Annotated in this window: 18 protein-coding genes; 11 read left to right on the top strand and 7 right to left on the bottom strand. The window is 57.8% G+C overall.

What is annotated here, in order from left to right; all coding sequences use genetic code 11:
* Position 1: 1 nt before the first annotated feature.
* The 3 genes from L2D14_10685 to aat are packed head-to-tail and all read left to right on the top strand — an operon-like array spanning position 2 to position 2,509.
* Positions 2 to 466 carry an acetyl-CoA carboxylase biotin carboxyl carrier protein subunit gene (locus L2D14_10685; protein WNJ98339.1) on the top strand — a complete coding sequence of 155 codons (465 nt, stop codon included), beginning with the start codon at positions 2 to 4 and terminating at the stop codon, positions 464 to 466.
* Between the two features lie 13 nt (positions 467 to 479).
* Positions 480 to 1,838 (top strand): acetyl-CoA carboxylase biotin carboxylase subunit, encoded by a 1,359-nt coding sequence (gene accC, locus L2D14_10680; GenBank protein WNJ98338.1) that lies wholly within the window; start codon positions 480 to 482, stop codon positions 1,836 to 1,838.
* Entirely contained in the window at positions 1,835 to 2,509 is a 675-nt protein-coding gene (aat, locus tag L2D14_10675; protein WNJ98337.1) for a leucyl/phenylalanyl-tRNA--protein transferase, read from the top strand. The genes accC and aat overlap by 4 nt, the downstream gene beginning before the upstream one ends.
* 5 nt (positions 2,510 to 2,514) lie before the next feature.
* Here aat and L2D14_10670 read toward each other — a convergent pair whose 3' ends face one another.
* The 5 genes from L2D14_10670 to L2D14_10650 all read right to left on the bottom strand — a co-directional run bounded on the left by L2D14_10670 (position 2,515) and on the right by L2D14_10650 (position 5,949).
* Positions 2,515 to 4,110 carry a Rieske (2Fe-2S) protein gene (locus tag L2D14_10670; GenBank protein ID WNJ98336.1) on the bottom strand — a complete coding sequence of 532 codons (1,596 nt, stop codon included), beginning with the start codon at positions 4,108 to 4,110 and terminating at the stop codon, positions 2,515 to 2,517.
* Between the two features lie 106 nt (positions 4,111 to 4,216).
* Complete coding sequence (locus L2D14_10665; GenBank protein WNK01676.1) at positions 4,217 to 4,570, bottom strand: DUF2155 domain-containing protein; 354 nt, start codon at positions 4,568 to 4,570, stop codon at positions 4,217 to 4,219.
* A 62-nt stretch (positions 4,571 to 4,632) separates the two neighbouring features.
* Positions 4,633 to 5,085, bottom strand: a complete 453-nt coding sequence (locus L2D14_10660) for an outer membrane lipid asymmetry maintenance protein MlaD (protein ID WNJ98335.1) — start codon at positions 5,083 to 5,085, stop codon at positions 4,633 to 4,635.
* A 25-nt stretch (positions 5,086 to 5,110) separates the two neighbouring features.
* The gene (locus tag L2D14_10655) at positions 5,111 to 5,593 is read right to left on the bottom strand and encodes an MlaD family protein (GenBank protein ID WNJ98334.1); all 483 of its coding nucleotides are present in this window, start codon (positions 5,591 to 5,593) and stop codon (positions 5,111 to 5,113) included.
* Positions 5,590 to 5,949 (bottom strand): NADH:ubiquinone oxidoreductase subunit NDUFA12, encoded by a 360-nt coding sequence (locus tag L2D14_10650; protein ID WNJ98333.1) that lies wholly within the window; start codon positions 5,947 to 5,949, stop codon positions 5,590 to 5,592. Before L2D14_10650 ends, L2D14_10655 begins: the two co-directional genes overlap by 4 nt.
* Before the next feature lie 645 nt (positions 5,950 to 6,594).
* Between L2D14_10650 and L2D14_10645 the strand changes: the two genes are divergently transcribed.
* The 6 genes from L2D14_10645 (at position 6,595) to L2D14_10620 (ending at position 15,049) form a co-directional block, all read left to right on the top strand.
* Positions 6,595 to 10,257, top strand: a complete 3,663-nt coding sequence (locus L2D14_10645; GenBank protein WNJ98332.1) for a vitamin B12-dependent ribonucleotide reductase — start codon at positions 6,595 to 6,597, stop codon at positions 10,255 to 10,257.
* 252 nt (positions 10,258 to 10,509) lie between these two features.
* A complete protein-coding gene (locus L2D14_10640; protein ID WNJ98331.1) occupies positions 10,510 to 11,748 on the top strand; it encodes a response regulator in 1,239 nt (412 codons plus the stop codon).
* A 59-nt stretch (positions 11,749 to 11,807) separates the two neighbouring features.
* Positions 11,808 to 12,275 (top strand): RidA family protein, encoded by a 468-nt coding sequence (locus tag L2D14_10635; protein WNJ98330.1) that lies wholly within the window; start codon positions 11,808 to 11,810, stop codon positions 12,273 to 12,275.
* A complete protein-coding gene (locus L2D14_10630; GenBank protein WNJ98329.1) occupies positions 12,272 to 13,204 on the top strand; it encodes a cobalamin-binding protein in 933 nt (310 codons plus the stop codon). The genes L2D14_10635 and L2D14_10630 overlap by 4 nt, the downstream gene beginning before the upstream one ends.
* 42 nt (positions 13,205 to 13,246) lie before the next feature.
* Positions 13,247 to 14,425 carry a GNAT family N-acetyltransferase gene (locus L2D14_10625; protein ID WNJ98328.1) on the top strand — a complete coding sequence of 393 codons (1,179 nt, stop codon included), beginning with the start codon at positions 13,247 to 13,249 and terminating at the stop codon, positions 14,423 to 14,425.
* A 72-nt stretch (positions 14,426 to 14,497) separates the two neighbouring features.
* On the top strand, positions 14,498 to 15,049 hold the full coding sequence (locus L2D14_10620; protein ID WNJ98327.1) for a hypothetical protein: 552 nt from the start codon (positions 14,498 to 14,500) through the stop codon (positions 15,047 to 15,049).
* 3 nt (positions 15,050 to 15,052) lie between these two features.
* Here L2D14_10620 and L2D14_10615 read toward each other — a convergent pair whose 3' ends face one another.
* A complete protein-coding gene (locus L2D14_10615; protein ID WNJ98326.1) occupies positions 15,053 to 16,180 on the bottom strand; it encodes a CoA transferase in 1,128 nt (375 codons plus the stop codon).
* A 132-nt stretch (positions 16,181 to 16,312) separates the two neighbouring features.
* Here L2D14_10615 and L2D14_10610 point away from each other — a divergent pair, with 132 nt between their 5' ends.
* Complete coding sequence (locus L2D14_10610) at positions 16,313 to 17,311, top strand: GlxA family transcriptional regulator (GenBank protein ID WNJ98325.1); 999 nt, start codon at positions 16,313 to 16,315, stop codon at positions 17,309 to 17,311.
* 14 nt (positions 17,312 to 17,325) lie between these two features.
* The gene (locus tag L2D14_10605) at positions 17,326 to 17,925 is read left to right on the top strand and encodes a DJ-1/PfpI family protein (GenBank protein WNJ98324.1); all 600 of its coding nucleotides are present in this window, start codon (positions 17,326 to 17,328) and stop codon (positions 17,923 to 17,925) included.
* Positions 17,926 to 18,027: 102 nt separating this feature from the next.
* Here the strand turns inward: L2D14_10605 and clpA are convergent, their stop codons facing one another.
* Positions 18,028 to 20,337 (bottom strand): ATP-dependent Clp protease ATP-binding subunit ClpA, encoded by a 2,310-nt coding sequence (gene clpA / locus L2D14_10600; protein WNJ98323.1) that lies wholly within the window; start codon positions 20,335 to 20,337, stop codon positions 18,028 to 18,030.
* Positions 20,338 to 20,379 lie beyond the last annotated feature (42 nt).

Here is a 20,379-nt window from a genome sequence, read left to right as displayed (position 1 = left end):
CATGGCTAAGGACGCGAAAACCGGCTTGATGGTCAATGAAGACCTGATCAGAAAACTCGCCGGTTTGCTTGATGAAACCGGACTCGGTGAAATCGAGATCGAGGAAGGTGACAGCAAAATCCGTGTGGCACGCGGCGGCAGCGCGGTTTCCTATGCCGCACCTCCGCCCATGACAGCGTCACCGGCGGCATCCGCCGCCCCGGCGCCCGACGCCGACGATCCCGCCAATCATCCGGGCGTCGTGAAGTCGCCGATGGTCGGCGTATGCTACCTGTCGCCGGACCCGAAAAGCGATGCGTTCTGCAATGAAGGCGATACCGCCAAGGAAGGCGACACGCTTTTGCTGATTGAGGCGATGAAGGTTTTCAACCCGATCTCGGCGCCGCGATCGGGCACCGTCAAACGCATTCTGGTGCGCGACGGAACGCCGGTGGAATTCGGCGAACCCCTGGTCATCATCGAGTGAACGGGCCGGCCGAATGATCGAAAAAGTCCTCATCGCCAACCGCGGCGAAATCGCGCTCCGAATCATGCGGGCGTGCCGCGAAATGGGGATACACTCCGTCGCCGTGCACTCAACGGCAGACGCCAATGCGATGCATGTCCGCCTCGCCGATGAAAGTGTCTGTATCGGCCCGCCCGCCGCCAAGGACAGTTACCTCAGCACATCTGCAATCCTCTCGGCGGCATCGATTACCGGCGCCGACGCCATACACCCCGGGTACGGTTTTCTCTCCGAGAACGCCGATTTCGCGGAAATGGTCGTCGAACACGGGATCAAGTTCATCGGCCCGACGGCTGAGCACATCCGCCTGATGGGCGACAAGATCACCGCCAAACAGGCTGCCCGCGACGCCGGCATTCCCTGCGTGCCCGGATCCGATGGCGAAGTCATGGATTTCGAGCATGCCAAGAAATGGGCCAATGAAATCGGTTATCCGGTACTGATCAAGGCCGCAGCCGGTGGCGGCGGCCGCGGCATGAAAGTCGCCCTGACGGAAGACGACCTGCACGACGCCTTCGATGTCGCCCGGAACGAGGCGGAAGCGTCGTTCGGCAACGGCGCCGTTTACATGGAACGCTACCTCGACCGGCCCCGCCATATCGAAGTGCAGGTGCTTGCCGATCAGGAAGGCAACGTTGTGCATTTGGGCGAACGCGACTGTTCGCTGCAGCGCAGGCACCAGAAAATTCTCGAGGAATCACCCTCGCCTGCCCTGAACGCCCTGGAACGTGCGGATATCGGCAAAACCGTCGCCGATGCCGTCCGCAAATTGGGATACCGCTCTGCGGGGACTGTCGAGTTTCTTTATGAGGACGGCGAGTTCTTCTTTATCGAGATGAATACCCGCCTGCAGGTCGAGCACCCGGTCACCGAAGCCGTCACCGGACTGGATCTGGTGCGCGAGATGATCCGCATCGCGGCCGGTGAGCCGCTCCATTACACGCAGGAAGACATTCGCTTTAACGGTCATTCCATCGAATGCCGGATCAATGCGGAAGACCCGTTCACCTTTGCGCCCTCGCCCGGACTCGTGAATGAATATCATGCGCCGGGCGGCCTCGGTGTACGCGTCGACAGTGGGCTATATTCCGGATACCGCGTCCCGCCGCATTACGACAGCATGATCGCCAAGCTGATTGTTCATGGCCGTAACCGTGGCGAATGCCTGATGCGCCTGCGCCGCGCGTTGACGGAGTTTGTCATCGACGGAATCAAGACAACCGTACCGTTGCATCAGGAACTGATTCTGAATGACGATTTCATCAACGGGGCCTACGATATTCACTGGTTGGAAGAATATCTGAAGAAGATCGACGCCGACGGAGGAAGATGAGCAACCGAAGTTCAGACGACTTCGAACTGACACCGGAGCTTTTGCTCAGGGCTTATACCGTTGGCGTTTTTCCGATGGCCGAAAGCCGAACCGCGACCACGATTTCGTGGATCGACCCCAGAAATCGCGGCATCCTCCCACTCGATCATCTGCATATTTCAAAAAGCCTGAAAAAGACCATCCGCAAGGGCGGCTTCGAAGTGCGCTGCAATTATGATTTCGCCGGTATCGTTGCGGAATGCGGCAAGCGAACGCCCGAACGCGGTGAAACATGGATCAATCCGCAGATCGAACAGGCCGTCAACGAGTTACACCGCATGGGTTATGCGCACAGCGTCGAAAGCTGGATCGACGGCCGCCTTGCCGGTGGCCTGTACGGCGTGGCGCTGGGGGGCGTTTTCTTTGGCGAGAGTATGTTCTCGCGTGTTACCGACGCATCCAAGGTTGCGCTCATCCACTTGTGTGCACGGCTCAGGATCGGCCGGTTCAAACTACTCGATACACAATTCGTCACCGATCACTTGCAGACCTTCGGCGCCATTGAAATTCCGGCGCGTGAGTTCCTGAAGAAACTCGAGGCCGCCCTGGCCGTTCATTGTCTGTTTCCCGCAAATATCGATTCCGAGACACTGAATGAAGAATTCGGGCGCATGTTCGCCGGCAAGGACTAAGTCCCTTAGTCTTCCCTTTCTACGATGAACATGGCCTGTCGTGCGGTACGAAGCGCATGTTTACGCTTCAGCGGGGAATTCAGAAAACGGTTGAGTGCGGCTGCCGCCGTGGCAGTCCATGGCGCATCGGGTTGCGCCTCTATTTCGTCGACGATGGCGTGTGACAGTTTCAGCATGTGCGCGGCGACGATGTATTCGAACTGCCCATGATCGATGACGCCGTCACGCGCGGATCTGGCAAATGTCAGCGGATCGTCCACGCGCCACTGGCTCGTGTCCTGCGTCTTGTCGGTGTATTTGGCGTTGCGCCCGAGAAAGCAGCCGATTTGCAAAAGCCCTTGTGGCCACAAATCGGGGAAATCGCTGCAAATGATGCGGACGGCATTGGCAAAAGTCAGGGCGTGCGTGAAGTCCAGCCAGCCGACATTGTCCTGCACCGGTCCCGATGTCGACAGTGAATAATCGATATCCATATGCAGCATCTGCCACGCGGCGGCATCGTAAAGCGCATTGTAGCAAGCCATCGGATCGCCGCTGCATTTCTGAATTTCACTCAGAACTTCGCTGACCCCGCCCTCGCGAAGGACTGCCTTGTCCGGTTCACCCTCTCCGTCGGTCCAGTTGGCAAGAGATTGGCGGTAGGCCTTGAATTGCGGGATGAGATCTTCGCGGGTTGCGTAAATCAAGGCACGCACAAGCATGAACAAAACCTGCTCCAGCGTATGCCCTTCGGTTCTGCGGACAAACTGCCGGGACTTGAGCACATAAATCAGGGAATGACCGAAATCCTGATAATGTGAAAGTGCGGATCGAGCCAGATACTCATATAAATCGTCGAATTCATAACCGGCACATAAAGCGCCCCGCATGTGCGAAATGGCGGTGTCCTCATCTTGCAGTTCGATCGCGCGCAAAAATACATTGGCATTGAAAGCCTGCATCGAACCGGCATATGGGAATGAGGTCTGCCTGCGTGTGTCCCACGCCATATGGCCGACGATTTCGGTAATGCACGTCAATTGTCTCGCAGGTTCGCCGGCTGACGCGCTGTAGAGAGCGAGCCAGTCCGCCGCGGCGGCGACGGCATGCGTCATGCCGTATTCAAAACGGTCATAGGTTTCCTTCAGGGTCGCCGTGACCGCATCCAGCGGATTGCCGTCAGCCTTGATGATTCGTGCAATTTCCCGCGCCATTCGGGTGTAATCATGATCATCGAAACTGTCGAGCAGGTCCGTGATCGAGTCTTCAACGATGTCGCCCGGCGGCGGATCGGCCACATCGACATATACATGACCATCATGAACTTTGACCGGATACCGGCGCAGCCGGTCGCCCCCGACGATTGTCGCGCCGGAGCGAAGATCGAATTTCCAGTTGTGCCAGTTGCACGTCAGGATGCAGCCGTCGCTGAGCACACCTTCGGAAAGTGGATAGCCCTCGTGTGGGCAGCGGTTGTTGCAGGCAAAAATATCATTGCCGCTTTTGAAGAGCACCAACTGACGACCGTCCAGTTTTACGACTTTAGGCTTGCCGTTCAGTTCGGCCACATCAAGGGCATGGACCCAATCTGCCTTTGATCGCTCGTTTACAATCCTGTTCATCATAACTATCCGTGTTCTTGAAGACGGATAATCTTGACTAATTTCATCGGATATTTCGCCCATAAAATAACTGTGGTTTTCAGGGCTATGCAGGTGTGCTTCGGACTCAATTGTCGGACGCGATCCGTTCCTTGCAGTCCAGTAACCAGACATCATAGACCGGATGTTCCAGGGCATTCAGTGCCGGGCTCGAGGCGAACATCCAGCCGGCGAACGTCAACACCGGCTGCTCACCGGGCCGTTGTTCGGCAATTTCAAGGAACGCGGTACTTTCGGGCGTTTCTTCCGGCGGCCGCTTATCGCAGTGATCGACTCGGATAAGTAACGTCCCGAAACGCACCGTCGCACCGACACGAACATCGATCGTATTTACCCGCGCCGTGACCTTGTCGAGGGTCTGCAGCACGGCAACGGCGTGCGGATCGGCATGAGCTGGGTAACTGCACAGCGCGGCAAGCATGCCTGCCACGCACAACGTCCAGGCGCTCGATGTTTTAAACCGGCGGAACAAGGAAGCGAAAATCAGCTCCCGCCCCCCGTCGCCAGGAAGATGATTTCTCCGACCTGGTCTTCCAGTGACTTGAAGTCCTTGGTTCTGGAAATCTTGCCGTCCGCCGCGAGGAAGTCCTTGGAACCGCCGGGCTGGATGCTGACGAACTTGCCGCCGACGATGCCGGAGCTGCCGATTGCGGCGACACTGTCGGCCGGAATTTTCACATCGGAGCGGATCGACATCGACACAACAGCATCGAAGGTGCTCGCATCCAGTTCCAGATCGCTGACGGTACCGACCTTGATGCCGTTGATGCGGACATCGCTGCCGTTGGTCAGGCCACCAACCTTGAAAAACGCCGCCGAGACGCGGTAGCCATGCACCGTGCTGACTTGCGCGGTATTCAGGGCAAAAATAAGGAACGTCACCGCAGCGACAAGAACGACGGCTCCCAGGATTGTTTCGACCGCATTTTTCTTCATCTTGATATCTCCCGGATGCTGCCGATTACTGTGTGTTTTGCTTTTTCTTTTCCTGGGCGCGGTTTGCCTTGCCCTCGGAAATAATAAGATCGAGAAGCTCGGAAACTACAACGGCATCCTGCGTGAATGTAATCGTGCTGCCGTCCGTAAGCGGCGCTTCTTCTGCGCCCGGTTCCAGCACGACGAATTTCGAACCGAACAGACCGTCCGTATGGATGGCGGCGGAACTGTCCTTCGGTATCTTGATGTCGCCGTTGACCCAGAATGTGATGACGGCGCGAAAATCCTTGTTCAGCCACATTTTTTCAACGGAACCGATACGCACCCCGGATAAATACACCGGGTCGCCTTCGACCAGACCGTCAATACGGTTGAAACTTGCCGATACGCGGGTGCCGGAGCCTTCGTCGGCGAGGTCATTTTGCCCGCTATAGACATACACCATGACACCCAGGAAAACCGCGAAGACGACCGCGCCGACCGAAATTTCCTTCACTTCGGCATTCATTCGGGGGACCAAGCCTCATAATCGCCCGTTGCATGCGCGCGCTGCCCGCCCTTGAAGTCGTGACCTTTGGGTCGATAGGCATTGATCGTGCCGGTAAGATTCGGTTGATGCGGCTTTTGCCATGCACGGGATTTCGCCGCTTCATCGGTCAGTGGCTCAGGCGTCATGTGATGCAGCCATGCATGCCACTCCGGCGGCACCTTGGAAGCTTCGACGCCCCCTTTGAATAAAACCCAGCGGCGTTGCCGGTTATGCAGCTTGGCACCGTTCCTGGCCTCGAAGTAGCGATTGCCGAATTCATCGGCTCCAACCTGCCGGCCGTTGAGCCACGTATAAATCAGTGTGCCGATGCTCATCAATGTACGTATCCGTTCCGATCTGTCTTTGGCCAGCCGACGGTCAATCGAGGCAGGCTGCCATCTATGCAATATCGAGCTTAATATCGCACTTAGGATTTAACGCGGCAAGTGAACTCCGAACCGGGCGGGTCACCATGCCTGTTCCGAACCTGCCTGGAAAACAGGCTGGCAAAAAGTGCGTATTTACATCGAATCGTCCATGGAAATCAGGGATGAAGAAAATTTCTTTCAAACGCACCTTTTCGCCCGTTAACAATCTTTCGTCAGAGAGTCCGGCGGATTCCAGCCGACATGCCGGAATCTGGTTAAAATTTTAACCGAAACGGGCGTCCGGGAATGTTGATATAATTCTCGAGATAGCCGGTCGACGGTTATCCCCGGAATTCCGGGGGCCGCGAACCACTCGGAAAAAAGTCAACCCAAAATATTGCGTTTTTTTGACGCCTCAGACGCGAAATCTTGTTGAACCAAAATTTCAGCTATGTCTAGATGTCGTTCGTTGCACCTGGGCAGACACGATATCTAGTGTTCAGCACTTTATCGCTTCGAGCAGCGGAAAACCGCCGCCGTAGGGCAACCGGGGGGCCGTCACTGGTCCATTAAAACATGAGTTGAAACCCTATACATCTATTCGGGGGAAAGATGCGTATTTCGAGACACTACACGACCGACGGCCAATCACCATATGATGCGCTTGAGTTCCGCACCACTTCGAGTGAGATCCGCAACCCGGACGGGTCTATCGTCTTCAGGCTCGACGAGCTTGAGGTACCGAAAAGATTCTCTCAGGTGGCGAGCGATGTTCTGGCGCAGAAGTATTTCCGCAAGGCAGGTATTCCGGCCATTCTGAAGGCGGTCGAGGAAAACTCGGTTCCGTCCTGGTTATGGCGCAAGGTCCCCGATGAAAAGGCACTTGCATCGCTGCCCGAACACGAACGCCTTGTCGGCGAACACAGTGCCAAGCAGGTTTTTGACCGCCTCGCCGGCACTTGGACCTATTGGGGCTGGAAAGGCGGCTACTTCGACAGCGAAGAAGACGCCCGTGCGTATTTCGACGAAATGCGCTTCATGCTGGCCAATCAGTCCGGCGCACCGAACTCCCCGCAGTGGTTCAACACCGGTCTGCACTGGGCATACGGCATCGACGGGCCGGCGCAGGGACACTCTTATGTGGACTTCGAAACCGGCAAGCTGGTCTCATCGCAGTCCGCTTACGAGCACCCGCAGCCGCACGCCTGTTTCATCCAGTCCGTCAGCGACGATCTGGTGAACGAAGGCGGCATCATGGACCTGTGGGTTCGTGAAGCACGGCTGTTCAAGTACGGCTCAGGCACCGGGTCCAACTTCTCGGCGATCCGTGGTGACGGCGAGCCCCTGTCGGGCGGCGGCAAGTCGTCCGGCCTGATGAGCTTCCTCAAGATCGGCGATCGGGCCGCCGGCGCGATCAAGTCGGGCGGCACCACGCGCCGTGCCGCGAAAATGGTCGTTGTCGACATCGATCACCCGGACATTGAAAAATTCGTCAACTGGAAGGTCATCGAAGAGCAGAAGGTCGCCGCGCTGGTGGCCGGCTCAAAGCTTGCCAACAAGCATCTCAACGAGGTCATGAAGGCATGTTGCGAGAGCGATCTCGATGACGAAAAGAAGTACGATCCCAAGGAAAACGCCGAGCTGAAATCGGCGATCCGCGCCGCGCGCAAGGTGATGATACCGGAAAACTACGTGCAGCGGATCATTCAGTTCGCCAAGCAGGGCTATACGTCGCTTGAGTTCAAGGAATACAACACCGACTGGGATTCCGATGCGTACGTGACGGTTTCCGGCCAGAATTCCAACAACTCGGTACGTGTTACCAACGACTTCCTGCAGGCTGTTCTCGATGACGGCGAATGGGACCTGATCCGCCGCAAGGACGGTAAGGTCGACAAGCGCGTCAGCGCCGCCAAGCTGTGGGACGATGTCGGTTATTCGGCATGGGCCTGCGCCGATCCGGGTATCCAGTTCGATACCACGATCAACGAATGGCACACCTGCCCTGAATCCGGCCGTATCAATGCCTCGAACCCGTGCTCGGAATACATGTTCCTGGACGACACCGCCTGTAATCTGGCGTCGCTCAACCTCATGAACTTCCGTGGCGAGGACGGCATCTTCGACGTTGCCGGCTTCACTCACGCCGTAACGCTGTGGACCATCACTCTGGAAATTTCGGTACTGATGGCGCAGTTCCCGTCGAAACGTATCGCCGAGCTCAGCTACCGTTACCGGACGCTGGGTCTGGGTTACGCCAACATCGGCGGGTTCCTGATGGCCGCCGGCATTCCTTATGACAGCGACGAAGGCCGCGCCATCTGCGCCGCCATCACGTCCCTGATGTGCGGTCAGTCGTATGCGACCTCGGCCGCCATGGCCGAACAACTCGGCGCCTTCCCGGGCTACGAACCGAACGCCGAGCATATGCTACGGGTCATCCGCAACCATCGCCGCGCCGCACACGGTGAGGCCGAAGGATATGAAGGTCTGTCGATCAATCCGGTTGCGTTCAACGCCGACAATTGTCCCGATACGGCACTTTCCGCCGCCGCCGCGGATGCCTGGGACCGTGCATTGAAACTCGGACAGCATCACGGTTACCGCAACGCGCAGGTAACGGTGATCGCGCCGACCGGGACCATCGGTCTTGTCATGGATTGCGATACCACCGGCATCGAGCCTGATTTCGCATTGGTGAAATTCAAGAAACTGGCCGGTGGCGGTTACTTCAAGATCATCAACTCGATGGTGCCGCAGGCGATGACGACGCTGGGTTATAACGCCGAGCAGATCAAGGATGTCATCGACTATGCCGTCGGGCACGGTTCGCTCAAGGGGGCACCGGCGATCAACCACGAAACCTTGAAAGCCAAGGGCTTCACCGACGATGCCATCGCCAAGGTCGAAAAGAACCTCGGCGAAGCATTCGAGATCAAGTTCGCCTTCAACAAGTGGACGCTGGGCGAAGCCTTCTGCACCGAAGTCCTGAAGCTCGAAAAGGCATCGCTGGATGACCTGAACTTCAACCTTCTGACGGCCATCGGTTTTTCCAAGGCCGATGTCGAAGCCGCCAACACGTATGTTTGCGGGGCGATGACGGTCGAAGGTGCGCCGCACCTGAAGGAAGAGCATCTGGCCGTCTTCGACTGCGCAAGCCCGTGCGGCCGGATCGGCAAACGCGCGCTTTCGGTCGAAAGCCACATCCACATGATGGCGGCGGCACAGCCGTTCATCTCGGGGGCGATTTCCAAGACCATCAACATGCCGAATGCGGCGACGGTCGAGCACTGCAAGGAATCGTATCTGCTGTCCTGGCGTCTCTGCCTCAAGGCGAACGCGCTGTACCGCGATGGTTCCAAGCTGTCGCAACCGCTGTCGGCGTCGCTGATCGACGAAGATGTCGAGGATGCCGACGATGTCGCCGCGGAACTCAGCGAAGCACCGCTGGTGGCCCGTGCCGAAGCAATCACGGAACGGATCATCGAGCGCTATATCGCCGAGCGCCAACGCCTCCCCGACCGCCGCAAGGGTTACACCCAGAAAGCGACCGTCGGCGGGCACAAGGTGTACCTGCGTACCGGTGAATACGTGAACGGCAAAATCGGTGAAATCTTCATCGACATGCACAAGGAAGGTGCGGCTTTCCGTTCGCTGATGAACAACTTCGCGATCGCGGTGTCCATCGGTCTGCAATACGGCGTGCCGCTCGAGGAATATGTCGAGGCCTTCACGTTCACCCGCTTCGAGCCGTCGGGTATCGTGCGCGGCAACGACACCATCAAGATGGCGACGTCGATCCTCGACTACATCTTCCGCGAACTTGCCGTCAGCTACATGGGCCGCAACGACCTGGCGCATGTGGAGCCGAGCGACCTGACGCCGGACAGCATCGGTTCGGGCGACGCCGAAGGCGATCTTCCGGAATCCGACCTTCCGGCCGGTGCCAGCATGGGCTTCATGCGGACCAAGTTCCTGGTCATCAACGGCGCGAAAGCGAAACGTGCCGCGACCCAGGCAGCAGCCCCGGCCCAGGCGACACAGCAGGTCGCATCCGGCGGCGGTCAGACACAGGTCGTCACCGAGCAGTCCTCTGCCGTGATGGTTTCCGCCGAAGTGATGGAAAAGACGGACACGCACATGACACAGATCCGCGAAGCGCGGATGAAGGGTTACGAAGGTGATCCTTGTGGCGAGTGCGGCAACTTCACGCTGGTTCGTAACGGCACGTGCCTGAAGTGCAACACGTGCGGCGGTACGACCGGATGCTCATGAGGTGCATTGAATGAATAAGGTGATCTCATGAGATTGCATGGAGATCCTCCCTGGGAAACTTGGGGCGCGTGCCGGGATTTTGTTCCGGTGCGTGCCCGTTTTTTTGGGGAGTGGTAACGGAAATGGGGCTGAAAAGCCTCATTTTTGTTGAGGATAATAAGCTAAACCGCTGTTCTCTATAAATATTCTAATATCGACACTTGCCTGCACGGCATATATTGTCGCGGTAATCAGGATTTAGGACCGCCCAATATGAATGCTGCCAACGGCAAAACGAGTGTGCTTATCATCGACGACGATGAAGTGACCCTCTCCCTGCTCGAAGCCGTTTTGAATGAAGCGGGTTTTGACGTTCAGACGATGACCGACAGCGAAAACGCCCTGAAGGCGATCGAAAAGTCACGTCCGGATGTTGTTCTGTCAGATCTGATGATGCCGAAAATCGATGGGTTCGAGCTTTGTCAGAGCGTGCGTGAAAACGAGGCCCTCAAGGACACGCGTTTCATCGTCGTTTCGGCAAAGGCCTACGCGTCGGACGAAGCCCGCGCGCTGGAGCTGGGCGCCGACGGGTTCATCCGCAAACCGATCAACACCGAAACGTTTGCCGACAAATTACGCTCGATCATCGAGGACCAGATCAGCATGACCTTCTGGGGCGTACGCGGGACCTTGCCGAAGACCGGTTCGGGAGCGCTCAAATACGGCGGCAACACTTCCTGTGTCACGCTTGAGTTTCCGAACCAGCAACTGTTCATTTTCGACGGCGGCTCGGGCATCAAGGAACTGGGCAGCAAGTTGCTCCAGGAAAAGAAAAAGCGCATCAACGCCAAACTGTTCATCTCGCATCCGCATTGGGATCACATCAACGCCATCCCCTTCTTCGCCCCGCTGTACATGCAGGGAAACGAGTTTGAAATTCTCGGTGCCAAGCAAGGCGACATCACGATGCGCGAACTGATCTCGGCGCAAATGGACGGTGTCTATTTCCCGATCACGCTGACGGAGTTTTCGGCGCGCACATACTTCCGAAATCTTGAAGAAGGCACGCACGACGTCGCCGGCATCGAAGTGCAGACGAAACTTCTCGCGCACCCCGGCCGGGCACTCGGCTATCGCGTCAATTACAACGGGCGCTCGATCTGTTATGTGACCGACCAGGAACTTTACCTGGACGACAGCGATTTCTTCGACCCGCACTACGAAAAGACCATCAACGAATTCATTCGCGGCGCCGATGTCCTGATTACCGACACCACGTACACCGACGAGGAATACAAAACCAAGGTCAACTGGGGTCATTCCTGCGTGTCAAAGGTCTGCGAAATGGCACACAAGGCCGAGGTTAAGGAACTGTACCTGTTCCATCACGACCCGGATCAGGACGATGACAAGATCGATGCAAAATTCGAGGCCGCGAAAGCGAAACTGAAAGAGCTGGGCAGCAAAGTCATTTGCTTCGCGCCGAAGGAAGGCGACAACGTCAGGCTCTGACGCGAGCCGCCGGCAATACGTTCCCACAAACGATCCACACCTAACGAAGAGGCATCATCATGGCTGGCAAAATCGAAACGCGCTTACAGGAACTCGGCATTGAACTGCCGGATGCAGCGGCGCCCGCCGCGAATTACATTCCGTTCGTCGTTAGCGGAAACCTTGTTTTCGTTTCCGGCCAGATCACCCTGAAAGACGGCAAGATCGAATACATCGGCAAGATCGGCGATGAGTTGACGGTCGATGAAGGATATCAGGCGGCACGCCTGTGCGGTTTGAACCTGCTGGCGCAGGCAAAGGCCGCTGCCGGTGGCGATCTCGATAACATTGCCCGCGTCGTCAAGCTCGGCGGCTTCGTCAATTCGGCGACCGGTTTCACCAATCAGCCGGAAGTCATCAACGGCGCATCCGATCTGATGGTCGATGTGTTCGGCGATAACGGCAAGCATGCCCGCTTTGCGGTTTCCGCCGGCGACCTGCCCCGCGGCGTAGCGGTGGAAATCGACGGCATCTTCGAGCTGGCGTGAGCGCGCGGCGTTCCAGCATAAAGATCGTTTCCCTGCTGCCGGCGGCGACGGAAATCGTTGCCGCACTCGGCTTTGAAGAGAACCTCGTCGGCCGCTCGCATGAATGCGATTACCCCGCCGGGATTTCTCATTTGCCGGTCTGTACCCGCGCCATGGTCCAGCCCGAAGGCAGCAGCGCCGAGATCGACGCACAGATCAGGCATGCGCTGAAAAACGCGCTGGCGATCTATGAGGTGCTGGAAGATGAACTGGCCCGTTTGCAGCCGGATATCATCGTTACCCAGGACCAGTGCGATGTCTGCGCCGTCGCGCTTCACGATGTCGAGGCGGCGGTTTGCAATATGCTCGGCACGCAAACGAAAATCGTCTCGTTAAACCCGGAAGGCCTGGAAAAGGTCTTTGACGATATCGGCCGGGTCGCAGCCGCGCTCGATGCTGAAGAGGCCGGCGCCGCACTGATTCAGTCCATGCAGGACGGGTTTGCGGATATACAACGCCGCGCACAAACGGCTGAGCCGCCTTCCGTCGCCTGTATCGAATGGGCAGACCCCCTGATGGCGGCGGGCAACTGGGTCCCGTCACTGGTCGACATTGCCGGCGGCCGCGATCCGTTCGGCACGGCCGGCGAGCATGCGCCCTGGCTGGCGCCGGGGCAGCTTTTCGCCGAAGATCCGGACGTCATCGTCTTCATGCCTTGCGGTTTCGGATTGGAACGGAGCGAGGCCGAGGCACGGGCCCTTGTCGGGAAACCAGAATGGCAGGCGCTGAATGCCGTTAAAAACGGGCGTGTCTATGCGACCGACGCCAACAGTTACTTCAACCGCCCCGGTCCACGGCTGCTCGACAGTGCCGTTATCCTGTCTGAAATCTTGTATCCTGGCGCGGGACTGCCGACATACAAGGATATCGCCTGGAAAGCGGTTTTATGAGCGATATCTGGATGAGAACCGAAACGCGAACGCAGGACGCACATGCCGGACGGGTCTGAGCAGAGAGTCATCAAGACGCTAAGCAGTATTTCTGCCATTCCGGCCGAAGCCTGGGATGCCTGCGCCGGCACGGACAATCCATTCGTGCGTCATGCTTTTTTGTGGGCGTTGGAAGAGTCCGGATCGGCAACGGATGAAACGGGCTGGATCCCCCGCCATCTGGTGATCGAAGCACCCGACGGCCGCATCGAAGCGTGTGCGCCGCTGTATCTGAAAACCCATTCTTATGGCGAGTATATTTTCGATTGGGCATGGGCCGATGCCTATGAGCGCGCCGGGGGCCGGTATTATCCGAAAATGCAGTGCGCCGTGCCGTTTACCCCGGTCCCGGGCCCCCGCCTTCTGGTTGCACCCGACGCTGACGCCGCCCTGCGCAACGAGTTACAAAAGCTGTTGCTTGCCGGATTGATACGCGTCGCCGATCAGCTCAAGGTTTCGTCGGCGCATATCACGTTCTGTGAAAAAGAACTGTGGGAACTCGGCAAGGAAGCCAGATATCTGCACAGGCTCGGTCAGCAGTTTCATTGGCACAACGACGGCTATAGCGATTTCGACGATTTTCTCGGCGCGTTATCGTCCCGTAAACGTAAAACGATCCGCAAGGAACGCCAGAAAGTCGCCGATCTCGGGCTCGATATCCGAACCTTGGCGGGCAGCGACCTTGAAGAACGGCACTGGGACGCGTTCTTCGACTTCTACATGTCGACGACCGACAAGAAGTGGGGGCAGAGTTACCTGCACCGTGAATTCTTTTCCATGCTGGGCGAGCGCATGGCCGACGCTGTCGTCATGGTGATGGCGTTCGACGGCACGCGACCGGTTGCCGGCGCGCTGAACCTTCTGGGGCACGACTGTCTGTATGGCCGGAACTGGGGATCGTTGCAGTCGCACAAGTTTCTGCATTTCGAATGCTGCTATTACCGGGCCATCGACTATGCCATCGAACACGGGCTGGACCGGGTCGAGGCCGGGGCGCAGGGCCCGCACAAAGTACAGCGCGGCTACCTGCCCTCGCCCATATACAGCCTGCACTACATTCGAGACCCGGGCTTCGAAAGCGCGGTCGACGATTTTCTGACCCGCGAACGCACGCAGATGCGCCACGAGATGCAGGCCATCGTCGCCGAATACTCCCCTTACCGGCAGACCGAGAACGACTGAAACAGCGGCACGCTCACCCTCTGTTAACCTTTTGGGCCTAGTTTTTAAGGCCTTAAGGAGGGAGCGTTTACCATGATACGTCTATTGGCCGCGGGTTTGATCGCCCTGACCATAAGCAGTTTCTGGCCCACCGATGCGCAGGCAAAATCGAAATGCGTACGGATTTTCCGGCAAGGAAATATCGAAACCCTGATCAACACCTGCAACACGTGCGTGCATGCAACGATCATCCGCTCACGCCCCGGCAATTCTGTCCCTGTCGGCCGTGAATTCAACGTCCAGGCCCGTTCCGATTTTCCGGTCCCTTTCCGGGGACCGGGCCGCTCGCGCATTACGGCGGAACGTCCCTGCCCGGGTGAAAAAGGCGCGCAAAAGGATCTTCTCGAAAGTTTCAACCAACCGGAAGCAACGCCGAAGTGCGTCAGCATGGAGCGCGGCAATCAGGGTCCGGTCCTCGTCAACAAATGCGGACTGTGCAAAGCCGTTGCGATCGAACGTGTGACCGCCGATGGCGCCAGCCGCAGTCGTGATTACATGGCGCTGGCCGGTGGCTCGACCATTCCCGTGCGGGCAAACGGTTTTGCCGGTGTCGGTTTACTGGCCGAAATCGACTGCCCGAAATAAACCTTACGCTGCCGTCCAGCCGGCAATAACGTCATCCGCTGTTGAGGTCTGCATCGCAGGTCTCGGTGTTGGTGGATTTTCGTCGATCCAGAACGGCAACAGCACCGAAACGCCCTTCTCAGCTTCAAGCCCGGGTTGCGATTGTATCAGACCGCGCGCCGTGTTTTGCGGATGCTTGGCGACTTCGCCAACCTCCAGCACTGGGTGATAGCAACAGTCGACGCTTTCCAGCAGTGTATCCCACGCGTCACGCGTTTTGCTTTTGAAGATCGTCGCGACGTCGGCAATCAGTGCGGTCTGCGGCAATGCTTCGTTCTGCCGCGCGATCAGATCGTCACGATCAACGGCGCGGCAGAAATTTTCCCAAAATACGGTTTCGATCGCGCCGAGCGAGACAAACCTGCCGTCCTGGGTTTCATAGACACCATAAAAAGCAGCCCCCCCAGTCAGTAGACTGGTATCGCGGTCCGGTGTATCGCCGCGGGCCAGTGCCGTCAGTGCCTGACTTTGCCAGGCCAGCACACTGTCCGACATGGCGACGTCCAGATACGCCCCTTTGCCGGATACACCGCGCCCCACCAGAGCCCCCAGGATCGCCGTCATCGATTGCATGGCGCCGGCATAGTCGGCAACCATGGGATAGGCCATGTGCGGCTTCGCCCCCGGCCCTGTCAGGCCAAGCTGCCCTGCCGCCGCGACATAATTGATGTCATGCCCGCCGGTGAGCCGCATCGGTCCGTTCTGCCCGTATCCGGACAGTGCGCAGTGCACCAGGCCCGGATTGAGTTCGCGCAGCGTTTCGTGTTCGAAGCCAAGGCGTGCCATGACCCCGGGCCGATAACTTTCCATCAGGACATCGCAGGCCGACACCAGGGCCTTGAAATCATCCCTGCCCGCATCGCTTTTCAGATCAAGGCTGATGACACGTTTCCCCGCATTGACCAGTGCATGATACGGGCTTGCACCGCGTGCATTCGTCACCGGATCGAGGGCACGCATCGGATCGCCTTTCGGCGGTTCGATCTTGACGACATCGGCCCCCATGTCGGCCAGCATCTGCGTCGCGAACGGCCCCGGCAGAAACTGACTCAGGTCAAGAACACGGATACCATTTAGAAAATCCTGAGACATCGTCTCCTCCGTAAATTGCCGCCCTGGCAGTTTCTGCATCCGCAGGCACTCGATCAAGGCTTGGATATAAATGGCAGAAATTGAGGAGTCATTGTCATTGTGACATTTCCGGTTTACCGCAAATATACATCCATGAAAAACGACATTAAACAAAAGCGGATCGGCATCTTGATTTTCGAGCACTGCCAGATTGTCGACGCGACCGGGGCCGCCGGTGTCTTCGGCACAGCTAACGAGATTTTGAAGGCGTCGGGTCAGGTATTCCCCTTCTATGATCTTCGCTTCATTGCACCCAAGTCAGGCGCGGTCAAAACATCGGCCGGTGTGGCACTGTTCGCCAAACATGCGCTGACATCCCGCCCCCCCGCATTCGATACTTTTATTTGTGCCGGCGGCAAAGGCACTCAGGCTTTCACAGAAGATGCCAGGCTTGTCGCTGCCGTCGCCAGATTGACGGCGCGCGCGACACGTGTGGTATCGGTCTGTACCGGGGCCTTCATTCTTGCCAAAGCCGGTATGCTGGACGGACGGCGCGCGGTGACGCACTGGGCTTATTGTGAACGGCTGGCCAGGGATTATCCCGCCATTACAGTTGATGCAGATCCGATCTTTATCAAAGACGGCAATGTCTTCACGTCTGCCGGTGTGACGGCGGGCATGGACTTGGCGCTTGCCCTGGTTGAAGCAGATCTGGGCCGCGACGTAGCACTCGCGGTAGCGCGTGACATGGTCATGTTTTTCAAGCGCCCCGGCTCGCAGGCGCAATTCAGCACACACCTGGCCGCGCAAATGGCACCGCCCGGCAGCATCCGCGAATTGCAGATATGGATGTTGGAAAATCTGGCTCGTGACATTGATGTCGGGAAACTCGCCGAAAAAACAGCGATGAGTCCACGTACTTTTTATCGGCAGTTCAAGAAATCCACGGGCATGACACCGGCGAAATTCCTGTCGCAATCCAGACTTGATGCAGCGCGCCGTCTGATCGAGGAAAGCCCGATGCAGATCAAGGTCATCGCTGCGAGGTGCGGCTTCGGTGATATCGAACGCATGCGCCGTGCTTTTCAACGCGGGTTCGGCATCAGTCCCGACGACTACCGACGCCGCTTCACATCCTCATCCCGCACATAAAAAGGAAAACCACTATGACAATGAATTTCGGCATTCTTGCCTTCAACGATATGGAAGAACTGGACGCACTCGGACCATGGGAGGTTCTTGCCTGGGCCGCCAAGCAGGAGCAATCCGATATGACCGTGTGTACAATCGGCAGCACCGGACGTGAAATCACCTGCGGCAAAGGACTCCGGATCGTTACCGATTTCACTCTCGACGATCACCCGTCGCTTGATGTCATTCTGGTTCCGGGTGGTCAGGGGACACGGCCAATCTTCAAGGACGGTGGCGTGGAAATCGACTGGATCAAGAAAGTTGCACCCGGCTGCACGTGGGTCACCAGCGTCTGCACCGGCGCATTGCTTTTGCACCGGGCCGGATATCTGAAAGGCAAGCGAGCGACGACCCATTGGGGGGCGACGGAATTGCTGCGCAATGGCGGTGATGTCGAGGTTCTGGAAAATGTCCGCTATGTGCGCGACGGCAATGTCGTGACCTCGGCTGGTATTTCCGCAGGCATGGATATGTCTTTGTGGTTGCTGGGGCAGATTTACGATGCCGACTTCGCACGCTTCGTCCAGAAAGGCATCGAATATTTCCCGGCGCCGCCATATACGGCGGAGGTTTGAGATATTATCACGTCCAAGACCGTCGTTCCGGCGCTCGCCAGGACTCCACAGAAGCCTGCACCCCGGCCTTCGCCGGGGTGACAGGATAAGCGATCCGGTTGCTTACTCGACGTAGGCCGGTTTCTTCTTCTTGCCGCCACCTTTCGGATCGTCACCACCCTGCTTCGGGTAGGTAAAGGTCGGTATACCGTCCTCGATGTCGACGAGAACAAGCCCGCCCTTGGCAAGCTTGCCGAACAGCATTTCTTCGGCCAGCGCTTTCTTGATGTGTTCCTGGATGACGCGCGAAAGCGGCCGTGCGCCGAACAACTTGTCGTAGCCCTTCTCGGCCAGCCAGGCGCGCGCTTCGTCGGTCAATTCGATCATCACGTTGCGGTCGCTGAGTTGCGCTTCCAGTTCCATGATAAACTTGTCGACGACCTTGGCGACGACTTCCGTGCCAAGCGGGGCAAAGCCGATGATTGAATCGAGCCGGTTGCGGAATTCCGGCGTGAACATCTTTTCGATGGCTTCCTTGTCCTCGCCGACACGGCTTTCACGCTCGAAGCCGATGGCCGGCTTGGCCATGTCAGCGGCCCCGGCATTGGTCGTCATGATCAAGATCACGTTCCTGAAGTCGACGGTCTTGCCGTTGTTGTCGGTCAGTTTGCCGTGATCCATGATCTGCAGCAGGATATTGAACAGGTCCGGATGCGCCTTTTCGATTTCATCGAGCAACAGCACGACGTGCGGGTTCTGGTCGACGGCATCCGTCAGCAGACCGCCCTGATCGAAGCCGACATAGCCCGGCGGTGCACCGATCAGGCGCGATACCGAATGCCGCTCCATGTATTCCGACATATCGAAACGGACAAGCTCGACACCCATGGTCAGGGCGAGCTGGCGCGCAACTTCGGTCTTGCCGACCCCGGTCGGCCCCGAGAACAGATAGGACCCGATCGGTTTTTGCGGCTCACGCAAGCCGGCACGTGCCAGTTTGATGGCACTGGACAACTGATCGATGGCGGGATCCTGACCGAAGACCACGGTTTTCAGATCGCGCTCCAGCGTCTTCAGGGCTTCGCGGTCATCACGCGACACGCTTTTCGGCGGAATGCGCGCGATCATCGCGACGATGGCTTCGACGTCCTTGGCGGAAACCGTTTTCCGGCGCTTGTTCACGGGCAGCAACATCCGCGACGCCCCGACCTCGTCGATGACATCGATGGCCTTGTCCGGCAGTTTGCGGTCGCCGATATAACGCGCCGACAGCTCGACGGCGGTCTTCAGGGCTTCGGCGGTATAGCGGACCTTGTGGTGCGCTTCGAAGTACGGCTTCAGGCCTTTGAGAATCTTGATGGTATCGTCGATCGACGGTTCGTAGACATCGATCTTCTGGAAACGGCGGACGAGTGCGCGGTCCTTCTCGAAGTAGCCGCGGTATTCCTTGTAGGTCGTCGAGCCCATGCAACGGAGCGCGCCGTTCTGCAATGCCGGTTTGAGGATGTTCGACGCATCCATGGAACCGCCCGACGTGGCGCCGGCGCCGATCACGGTATGGATTTCATCGATGAACAGGATCGCGTTGTCGGCGTTGACCAGTTCTTCCATGACGTTTTTCAGGCGTTCCTCGAAATCGCCGCGATAACGCGTTCCGGCCAGCAAGGAACCCATGTCGAGCGAGTAGATCGTAGCGCCCTGAAGAACCTCCGGCACATCGCCTTCGACGATACGCTTGGCAAGACCTTCGGCAATGGCCGTCTTGCCGACGCCCGGATCGCCGACATAGAGCGGGTTGTTCTTGTTGCGGCGGCAGAGAATCTGAATGGTGCGGTCGACCTCTTTTTCGCGGCCGATCAACGGGTCGATTCGGCCGTCGGCAGCCTTTGCATTCAGATTGACGCAATAGGCATCGAGCGCTTCCGATCCCTTGCGGACTACGTTTTCGCCTTCGGCTTCTTCATCCGCCCCCTCAACCGTGCGTTCTTCGGAATAGCCCGGCACCTTGGCGATGCCATGGGAAATATAATTGACGGCATCGAGCCTGGACATCTCGTGCATCTGCAGGAAAAACACCGCGTGTGATTCACGCTCGGAAAACAGTGCAACCAGAACATTGGCACCGGTCACTTCCTCGCGGCCGGACGATTGCACATGAATAACGGCGCGCTGCACGACACGCTGAAAGCCGGCCGTCGGCTTCGGTTCGGAGACGCGCTCGTTACGTATATCTTCAAGTTCATCGTCAATGAAATTGGTGACGTCCATGGTCAGCTGTTCAAGATCAACGCCACATGCCCTGAGTACGGCGACAGAATCCTGGTCTTCCGTCAGGGACAGCAACAGATGCTCAAGCGTCGCATATTCGTGATAGCGTTCCGCGGCCAAGGCCAGGGCACGATGCAGCGTCTGTTCCAGATTGCGTGATAACATGTGGTTTCTATCCTTCCGCCGGATTTTTTCCGGCCTTAGAGA

Source organism: Thalassospiraceae bacterium LMO-JJ14 (assembly GCA_021555105.2).
Lineage (GTDB): Bacteria > Pseudomonadota > Alphaproteobacteria > Rhodospirillales > Casp-alpha2 > UBA4479.
Note: the sequence above shows the minus strand (reverse complement) of the source record. Positions and strands in the feature narration are given on the sequence as shown.

What these genes read in the sequence shown, in the direction of transcription:
- L2D14_10685 (WNJ98339.1), top strand. Translation starts at nt 2, where the DNA reads ATGGCTAAGGACGCGAAAACCGGCTTGATGGTCAATGAAGACCTGATC.
- accC (WNJ98338.1), top strand. Translation starts at nt 480, where the DNA reads ATGATCGAAAAAGTCCTCATCGCCAACCGCGGCGAAATCGCGCTCCGA.
- aat (WNJ98337.1), top strand. Translation starts at nt 1,835, where the DNA reads ATGAGCAACCGAAGTTCAGACGACTTCGAACTGACACCGGAGCTTTTG.
- L2D14_10670 (WNJ98336.1), bottom strand. Translation starts at nt 4,110, where the DNA reads ATGAACAGGATTGTAAACGAGCGATCAAAGGCAGATTGGGTCCATGCC.
- L2D14_10665 (WNK01676.1), bottom strand. Translation starts at nt 4,570, where the DNA reads ATGCTTGCCGCGCTGTGCAGTTACCCAGCTCATGCCGATCCGCACGCC.
- L2D14_10660 (WNJ98335.1), bottom strand. Translation starts at nt 5,085, where the DNA reads ATGAAGAAAAATGCGGTCGAAACAATCCTGGGAGCCGTCGTTCTTGTC.
- L2D14_10655 (WNJ98334.1), bottom strand. Translation starts at nt 5,593, where the DNA reads ATGAATGCCGAAGTGAAGGAAATTTCGGTCGGCGCGGTCGTCTTCGCG.
- L2D14_10650 (WNJ98333.1), bottom strand. Translation starts at nt 5,949, where the DNA reads ATGAGCATCGGCACACTGATTTATACGTGGCTCAACGGCCGGCAGGTT.
- L2D14_10645 (WNJ98332.1), top strand. Translation starts at nt 6,595, where the DNA reads ATGCGTATTTCGAGACACTACACGACCGACGGCCAATCACCATATGAT.
- L2D14_10640 (WNJ98331.1), top strand. Translation starts at nt 10,510, where the DNA reads ATGAATGCTGCCAACGGCAAAACGAGTGTGCTTATCATCGACGACGAT.
- L2D14_10635 (WNJ98330.1), top strand. Translation starts at nt 11,808, where the DNA reads ATGGCTGGCAAAATCGAAACGCGCTTACAGGAACTCGGCATTGAACTG.
- L2D14_10625 (WNJ98328.1), top strand. Translation starts at nt 13,247, where the DNA reads ATGCCGGACGGGTCTGAGCAGAGAGTCATCAAGACGCTAAGCAGTATT.
- L2D14_10620 (WNJ98327.1), top strand. Translation starts at nt 14,498, where the DNA reads ATGATACGTCTATTGGCCGCGGGTTTGATCGCCCTGACCATAAGCAGT.
- L2D14_10615 (WNJ98326.1), bottom strand. Translation starts at nt 16,180, where the DNA reads ATGTCTCAGGATTTTCTAAATGGTATCCGTGTTCTTGACCTGAGTCAG.
- L2D14_10610 (WNJ98325.1), top strand. Translation starts at nt 16,313, where the DNA reads ATGAAAAACGACATTAAACAAAAGCGGATCGGCATCTTGATTTTCGAG.
- L2D14_10605 (WNJ98324.1), top strand. Translation starts at nt 17,326, where the DNA reads ATGACAATGAATTTCGGCATTCTTGCCTTCAACGATATGGAAGAACTG.
- clpA (WNJ98323.1), bottom strand. Translation starts at nt 20,337, where the DNA reads ATGTTATCACGCAATCTGGAACAGACGCTGCATCGTGCCCTGGCCTTG.